We start from the raw sequence: 2795 nt of genomic DNA, 5'->3' as shown, positions 1-2795 counted from the left end.
CGGTGAGACCATCAAGAGCTACATTGCCGAGGGCCGGGACCTGAGCACCCTGGTCAGCGTGCCCCTGGCCCTGGCGGGTTGGATGCGCTACCTACTGGGTGTCAATGACGCAGGCGAGGAGATGGAGGTCAGCGACGATCCCCTGAAGGAGACGCTTCAGTCCCAGCTCCAGGGCATCGTCTGGAACGACCCCGCCAGCTACCATGGCCAGCTGCGGCCCATTCTGGCCAATGCCAGCATCTTCGGCGTGGACCTGACCACCACGCCCCTGGCCGACAAGATCGAGCAGATCTTTGTCGAGGAACTGGCTGGTCCCGGCGCCGTCCGGGCCACTCTGCGCAAGTATTTGGCAGAGTAACGAACCCTCTCGTCCCCAATAAAAAAGCCCCGCCGTCAGGCGGGGCTTTTTTGCGTGGCGGCGCGCTTGTGTGCGGTTCATCTCGATCGTTGACGGCATTGACTGGAGCCGCTGTCTTCCCGATACATCCGGATCTATTTATCATTCTTTTTGCGAACTGCAAGTGTGACCGCTTCAAATTCCAATAAAGGTTTATCGGGGGCGGGCATCTCTTTCGGGTTTTCTATGCCCGTCACATCATAATATTCATCACTGTACTGTATCTTACTGTCATCAAAGTTCTCTTGAATGGATTTCACATATTCATATGGATCGTTCATCGGGGCTAATCCGAATTCCTGCTGAAGCATCTTCACAGCCGCTTTCTGTTCGCCAGTAAGAATCTTCTTTTCCTTCGCCACATGCTTGTTGAACCGTTCCCGCGTCATCCATACAATTTGCTCCACCGGATTGACAGTGCCGCAAGCCAAGATTAAGCGGATAAAATCCTCAAAATCAGCCGCCAGCGGATATACATTCTGGTCTGCACAACTCTCGGGGTTGCAAGCAAATACCATCTCTCCATACTCGGGCAAAAAGCAATATAAGATGCATCCCTCAAATCCGATCGGCTCTGCATTGACAGGGTAGCAGTAGTACGGCTGCGTAATGTCCCCCGGCTCCAAACACAAAAGGCCTTTATCTATAGGGAGCGCCATAAACTTTTCATAAGTTGTTCGCATTGAGATGCCTCCAAAAATCCTTCTTGGGATTCTATGATTGGAAAATAGCATATCACAGGGCGTCCTGTTCAGGTTATTTCCACTCGCCGGGTTAAATCCATTTCTAAACTTTTTTGTATAGAGGATCTGATCAAACGCGGCTTTATTTGATGCAGATCATCCTTATCCTAAGGTCTATTCGGACTTTTACGATCAAAACTCTATCCAGGCCACCTTATCAAGGCGCGTGTCTCATTTTTGAATTACGGAATCTCGCTGTGTGCAGCTTCATATTCCAAAGCCCATGTTTCGAGCGCTTCTAAAACCGGGACAAACTTTGCGCCAACGGCAGTTAAAGAATATTCTACCCTGGGTGGAACTTCACGATAAATTTCCCGGTGAATGATTCCGTAGCTCTCCAGTGTGCGCAGCTCTTTTGTGAGATTGGCTTCTGTAACTTGAGGCATTTTGCGTTTCAATTCGCTGAATCTTAAAACATGGCTTTCGCTCAGGTGATAGATGATCACCATCGTCCATTTACCTCGGATTATTTTCTGCACCTTCCCAATGGGACAAGCTTCGATATTGTCTGTATAATCGTTTCTCATCAATTCTCCAATACTATTATTTTTAATAGTACTTCTATTTTAATATGGTACTTGTAATTTTTTATAATAAAACCTAACATTAAAATTGTAAACCGTAAAGGGAGATATATTTATGAATGTGATTATATTTGGGGTGACTGGAGGAATTGGGAAGTGGGCTGTTGAGCATGCATTGCAAAGTGGCCATCATGTCACGGCCTATGTGCGCAACGCACAAAAGATAACAGAGACGAATCAAAATTTGACGGTCATTCAGGGGAATATTTGCGACCAGCAGGAAATGACAACGGCACTATCCGGACAAGATGCCGCGGTTTGGTGTGTCGGAATCCCTATGAAGAAAAGCTATCAGAAGATGGAGTCCTTAGAGGGACACAAGACTTTGATAAAGGCCATGGAAGCAAATCAAGTGAAACGATTGGTTGATTGGGGAACACCAAGCGTACATTTCGAACAGGATAAAAAATCATTGATCACGGTGGTTCCGGGAATCATGGCGGGGCTTCTTTTTCCCCAAGCGAAAAAAGAGATGCTGGCAATTGCTAAAGTCCTTCGGGAATCCAACTTGGACTGGACATTGGTGCGTTTTACGGCACCGAAAAACACGTGTTACACAGGAAATGTAAAAGTTGGCTTCGGCGATACAAAAATGAACGTTTCCATTTCACGCGAAGACATCGGTGCATTTATGATAAAAATGCTGGATTCGGATACGTATATTCACTCCATGCCCATTATAGGGAGCTGATCATCATTTTGATCACTATGGCACGATGATAATTTTGCAACTTTGATAAGACGATTTTTTATCAAAGCCACGGAAATACATCCATTCTTGAGAATCGTAAGAATTATATCGGCAGGCTTCAAATAGCAAAAAGAGAGCTGACTGACGAATCAAAATCAGTTAGCTCTCTTTTTGTAAATCATGAAAAATGCTGCCAAATCGTTGCCGCGAAGGGACTTATTCCCTCAAAAACCCAGTCATATCAGGCTTTTCCGGGCTTCTGAACTTATTCCCATTCGCAAAATGAAACTTAATTCTAAACGCTTTTGTTTGGGGGATTTGATACCATTTGATTTTTCCTGATACCTATTATCCTTATCCTATGGGCTTGCCGAACTTTT

The 2795-nt window shown here is 45.8% G+C and carries 3 protein-coding genes and 1 pseudogene; 2 read left to right on the top strand and 2 right to left on the bottom strand.

Going from position 1 to position 2795, the window contains the following annotated elements; translation table 11 throughout:
* A pseudogene (locus Q0526_RS17250) lies at window positions 1-358 on the top strand (mannitol dehydrogenase family protein); the annotation flags it as partial.
* A 134-nt stretch (window positions 359-492) separates the two neighbouring features.
* On the opposite strand, the gene Q0526_RS17245 reads toward Q0526_RS17250, so the two are convergent.
* The gene (locus Q0526_RS17245) at window positions 493-1080 is read right to left on the bottom strand and encodes a hypothetical protein (protein ID WP_297711620.1); all 588 of its coding nucleotides are present in this window, start codon (window positions 1078-1080) and stop codon (window positions 493-495) included.
* A gap of 242 nt (window positions 1081-1322) precedes the next feature.
* Window positions 1323-1667, bottom strand: a complete 345-nt coding sequence (locus Q0526_RS17240) for a helix-turn-helix domain-containing protein (protein WP_297711621.1) — start codon at window positions 1665-1667, stop codon at window positions 1323-1325.
* 112 nt (window positions 1668-1779) lie between these two features.
* Between Q0526_RS17240 and Q0526_RS17235 the strand changes: the two genes are divergently transcribed.
* Window positions 1780-2415 (top strand): NAD(P)H-binding protein, encoded by a 636-nt coding sequence (locus tag Q0526_RS17235; protein ID WP_298736375.1) that lies wholly within the window; start codon window positions 1780-1782, stop codon window positions 2413-2415.
* The last annotated feature ends 380 nt before the right edge of the window (window positions 2416-2795 follow it).

Source organism: uncultured Subdoligranulum sp. (assembly GCF_937890665.1).
Note: the sequence above shows the minus strand (reverse complement) of the source record. Positions and strands in the feature narration are given on the sequence as shown.